The organism is Actinomadura sp. NPDC048032 (assembly GCF_040653175.1).
GTDB lineage: Bacteria > Actinomycetota > Actinomycetes > Streptosporangiales > Streptosporangiaceae > Spirillospora > Spirillospora verrucosospora.
Map to the genome: position 1 here is coordinate 1 of NZ_JBEZJP010000545.1, position 4578 is coordinate 4578.

Here is a 4578-nt window from a genome sequence, read left to right on the forward strand (position 1 = left end):
GGCTACATCGCCAAGTACGCCACCAAAGCCGCCGAATGCGTCGGCACCCTCGACCGCCGCATACGCCCCACCGACGAACTGACCGACCTGCCCGTCAGCGGCCACGCCCGGCGACTCATCGCCGAATGCCTTCGACTGGGCGCCGTCGAGGAGTTCGCGGGGCTGCGGCTTGCCGAGTGGGCCCACATGCTCGGCTTCCGCGGCCACTTCTCGTCCAAGTCCCGCCGCTACTCCACCACCCTCGGCGCGCTCCGCGCCGCCCGCATCGACCACAACCAGCACCAACACGACGACATCACCACCGGACGCCTCCCCTTCGACGACGACCAGGTCCTCGTCGTCGCGCACTGGCGCTACCTCGGCCAAGGCATGACCCCCGGTGAAGCACTCCTCACCGCCGCACTCACCGGCAAGCCCATGCCTGCCCTCACCCCGAACGATCACGTGCAAGGGAGCCTCACTTGACCGTGTCCACCGCCCGGGACCAGCTCACCGTCTCGCAGCTCTGTGAGGAGCTGCAGATCTCCCGGTCCACGTTCTACGAGTGGCGGCAGAAGGGCCGGGCGCCCGTCTGCCTGGTGCTGCCGAACGGCAGCCTTCGCATCCGGCGACGTGACCTTGACCGGTGGCTGGCTGCCTGCGAGGAGGCCGCCTGATGGACGACACCACGTACGACGTCGTTGTCCACCAGACCGAGGTCTATAAGGGCAAGCGCACCACCAGCTACATCGTCCGGTGGAAGGTCGGTAAGAAGCGGTGGAAGGAGTCGCTTCGCAACAAGGCTCAGGCGGATAGCTTCCGGTCCTCTCTGGTCAGTGCAGCTCGCAAGGGTGAGGCGTTCAGCCTCAAGACTGGTCGCCCGGTGTCGTGGCAGCGCGACGAGGATGCGATCACCTGGTACGCCTTCTCTGTCGACTACTGCGCCGCGAAGTGGTCGTACGCCTCGCCCAACCATCGGCGGGGCATCGCTGAGGCCCTGACAGACGCGACAGAAGTGCTGCTCACCTCGTCCAAGGGTGCCCCGGCGGGGACGCTCCTTCGTGAGGCTCTGCGGGGCTGGGCCTACAGCGGGCGTCACCAGAACGGGGGCGAGCCGCCGGAGCACCTGCTCCCCGCGCTGCGCTGGCTGGAACGGAACACGATCGACATGCGGGAACTGGCACCGGATCGGCAGGGGCCGCAGATCGCGCGCCAGGTGCTCGACCGGCTGAGCAGGAAGCAAGACGGGTCACCGGCCGCCGGCAGTACGGCGACCAGGAAGCGGGCGACGTTCAACAACGCCATGGAGTACGCCTGTGAGCGGCGGATCCTGGCGGTCAACCCGCTGACCTTGGTGAAGTGGACTCGGCCTCGAGTGGCGCAGACGCTGGACCTGCGGGTGGTCGCCAATCCCGACCAGGCGCGGCGGCTCCTCGATGCCGTCCGGGCCCAGGGCAAGCGCGGTGAGCGCATGGTGGGGTTCTACGCCGTCATGTACTACGCCGCGCTCCGCCCCGAGGAGGCTGTCGACTTGCGACGGGATCACCTGGTGAGCCTGCCCGACGACGGGTGGGGCGAGATGCGGCTGACGCACGCTGAGCCTCGTAGCGGTTCCCGGTGGACCAACAGCGGGAAGCCGCGGGACAAGCAGCCGCTCAAGCACCGGGCCCCGGGCGAGACGCGGTCGGTGCCCATCCATCCCGAGCTTGTGACGCTGCTGCGCCACCACATCAAGGCCTTCAACATCCAGCCAGAGGGGCGCCTGTTCGTCGGGCCGCGGGGTGGGATCATGACCGACCGGACGTACCTCGGCATGTGGCACAAGGCTCGTCAGATGGCACTCAGCCCCCATGAGGCAGCCTCGCCGCTGGCCGAGACGCCGTACGCGCTGCGGCATGCGGCCGTGTCCACGTGGCTCGGGGCTGGGGTGCCGGCGGCTCAGGTGGCCGAGTGGGCCGGGCACAGTGTCGCCGTCCTGCTGCGGGTGTACGCCAAGTGCGTGGCCGGGCAGGAGGACGACGCCAAGCGGCGAATTGCTGAGGCGACCAGGCCAAAGGACGGCTGAAACTTCGGCCCGTATTTGGCCCGGCCCCTCGTAGAGGGCCACTCACAGCCCGATACAGCCGGACACAACGAGAACAGCCCCTGACCGGGTTACGCCTGGTCAGGGGCTGTTTTCACTGGTGTGGCGGGTGCAGGGTTCGAACCTGCGTAGGCTAAGCCGACGGATTTACAGTGCGTCACGGATTACCGAGGCGCACACCCTCTGACCTGCGAAGAATCTGCCAGCTCTCATCTTGGGAGCGGATGTGATTCCGCGCATTTTCCGGATCTTGAAACCTTTGCGCTTGGGGTGTCATCGACGGACATCCGCGCCACTTCCCTCCCTGACCGACGACCGAACCGGTCCGGAGGGTGCTCCCGCGCGAACGGCGCGCAACCCGTGACAGACAGAATCGCGCGGGAGCGCCCTCCGGCTCCAGGAGGGGCCTGGGGAACCACGGGGTTCCCCAGTAGCGCACGCTCAACCGATCTTCCGGCAACTCCCCTGACGACTCCAACGGCGCTCGACCACAGTCACGCCCTGGTGCTCGTCGCCGAACGGGCCGAGCAGACTCACGCCCTGGCCCTCGTCGCCGAACGGGCTATGGAGGCTTCGGCGTCGACTGGGCAGGGCGGCGGCGCGCCCTTGCGGTGAGCGGTCGGGGCGGGGCCGGCGGGCGTGGCGCGGCGCGCGGCCCGGCGCGGCCGTCCGGTGACCGGCGCCCACGCCGCACGCTCCGGGCGGCCTGGCGCGGGGCCGCGCAGCGGCCTGAGCGCCGCCGCCCCTTGATCTAAAACAGCCCAATTCGGCAGAGCAGAGGGCACGTAAGCACCTCGCCGATCTAGCTTCGCGCAATCCTCTCACTGACGCCATAGATCTCGATAGCCTCGGCTGGTGATGCCTGAGGGGCGAGCTTCCAGGAGGCGCTGTCCACAAAAGGTCATGCAACAACGCGCCATATCCGACAGAATGTGAGCATGACCGACGTGCTGGTCTCTGTGCAACGCGACCATATAACACGCCTGATGCGGCGCACTCAACCCGTCCATGCGATAATTGAGCTCATCTGGAACGGCTTGGACGCAGAGGCCGACAACGTCAGCGTTACGTTCGACCGTAATAGCATGGGCGGCATCGTTGCGGTCACCGTCACTGACGACGGAACTGGGATCCCAGCTTCCAAATGCGAGTCGGCGTTTAAGAATCTTGGCGGATCTTGGAAACTTGGTATTCTAAGAACCGAGGTGAAACAGCGTCCAATTCATGGCCGAAACGGGCAGGGGCGTTTTAGGGCGTTCGCCCTGGGCAACCGCGTTGAGTGGATCAGTACGGCCGATGACATAGACGGCAGATTCGAATCTGTAATTACAGCTGATGCTGCACGGCCTGAGAAGTTTACGATCAGAAACTCGGGGCCTGCGCAAGCGGCTTGCGGAACCAGGGTGAGGATCTCTGGTTCTTCTACTCCGCTGACGGGACTTGATACCAAGAAAGCGAAAGCGCGATTGACGAGAGAATTTGCTCGACATCTCTTGCGCTTTAAAGGCATAACGATCACTTACGATGGCTTCACTCTAAACCCGAGCGAAGCCATCGAACGTGCCACAGACTACGAACTGGTACCCGGTGAAGGGTTTGCAGCTCCGCTACCGCAGTTGCAGATCATAGAATGGAAGAGCGACTTTCCTCGCGAACTCATCCTGTGCGACGCCGAAGGGTTCGCCATTACCGACATACGACCCGCAATACATGCGCCACAGTTCTTCTTCGCGGCGTATGTTAGTTGGGCTGAGTTTGATGCAAGTAATGCGCATTTGGCCGACCTGGGTCATGACCGGAGTGGACCGGTCGTCGAGGCGGCTCGTGAGCAAATGCGGAAGCACTTTAAAGCTCGTGCCGCCGATCGACTTCGGGAAGTTGTCGAGTCCTGGAAGGCGGAGAAGGTATATCCATTTCCCGATGGACCAGTTACGAAGCTAGAGAAAGCTAAAAGGGATCTTTTTGATGTAGTAGCCGTGCAGGCTTTGCCGGGCATATCCTCAGAGTCTCGCGCAAAGCGACTTTCGTTGCGTCTTATCCGTGAGGCATTGGAGCATGCTCCTTCTGCGCTTAAGATTGTGCTAGCCGATGTCCTGGAATTGAGCAACCAAGAGCTGGACGATCTCGCAAATCTACTAGACCGCACCTCGCTCGGTTCCGTTATTTCGTCAGCGAAACTGGTGTCCGAGCGGCTAGACTTCCTGCGCAGCCTCGAAGTTCTACTTTTCGACGAAGAGCTAAAGAAGGACGTGCTGGAGCGCAGCCAACTGCACCGAATGCTAGCAGCCGAGCCCTGGATTTTCGGCGAGCATTTCTCATTGGGTGTCGATGACCAGAGCATCAAAGAAGTCCTGCGTCGACACTTAAGGCATCTTGGGCGTGAAACTCTGAACCTTGCTGACGTCAGGCTCGAAGATCGCTCGGTCCAGTACGCCACGGAGCGGGAGCAGTTCGGCCGCGCGGTCGGCTCGTTCCAGGCCGTCCAGCACCACTGCGCGAACATGGCCATCGACGTC

Annotated in this window: 4 protein-coding genes; all 4 read left to right on the forward strand. The window is 63.7% G+C overall.

Annotated features, from left to right (window positions below):
* The coding region (locus AB0C69_RS38540; protein WP_360360946.1) for a replication initiator at window positions 1-465 on the forward strand (465 nt) is incomplete at its 5' end.
* Between the two features lie 2 nt (window positions 466-467).
* Window positions 468-656 carry a helix-turn-helix domain-containing protein gene (locus tag AB0C69_RS38545; RefSeq protein ID WP_360360954.1) on the forward strand — a complete coding sequence of 63 codons (189 nt, stop codon included), beginning with the start codon at window positions 468-470 and terminating at the stop codon, window positions 654-656.
* Window positions 656-2044, forward strand: coding sequence for a tyrosine-type recombinase/integrase (locus AB0C69_RS38550; RefSeq protein ID WP_360360948.1), 1389 nt, complete (start codon window positions 656-658; stop codon window positions 2042-2044). The genes AB0C69_RS38545 and AB0C69_RS38550 overlap by 1 nt, the downstream gene beginning before the upstream one ends.
* Window positions 2045-3000: 956 nt before the next feature.
* Window positions 3001-4578, forward strand: a 1578-nt coding sequence (locus AB0C69_RS38555; RefSeq protein WP_360360951.1) for an ATP-binding protein, incomplete at its 3' end; no start/stop codon positions are given.